The sequence below is a fragment of the Peribacillus sp. SIMBA_075 genome (assembly GCF_046534585.1).
In genome coordinates this window covers 1-240 of the sequence record NZ_JAWRYN010001477.1, presented here as the reverse complement: position 1 = coordinate 240, position 240 = coordinate 1, and the positions used below count along the sequence as shown (strand labels likewise).

Sequence of the window (240 nt, the reverse complement as noted above, 5' to 3'; positions counted from 1 at the left end):
GGTGCCGTCCTCGGTGCTCACCGCAATCATTCCTGCGATGTTCGCCGCCAGATCGAATCGGTGGCGAGCGCTACCTGTGCGCACAGTGCCGAGGATGTCGACGCGCTCGCGGCGCGTGACCGGAGGCTGGCGGCTGATCCGCAGGGCGCCGGCGGGCGCGGTGGCGGGAGCCGCCGCCCCGATGGCCTGCGGGCGGCGGAAGTCGATGATCTCGCCCGTATAGAAGGAATCGTCCGTGAC

The 240-nt window shown here is 70.4% G+C and carries 1 protein-coding gene; it reads right to left on the bottom strand.

Annotation, left to right across the window (positions count from 1 at the left end; translation table 11 throughout):
* A partial coding sequence (locus SB775_RS33300) for a hypothetical protein (RefSeq protein WP_410865572.1) occupies nt 1-240 on the bottom strand: 240 nt, incomplete at both ends.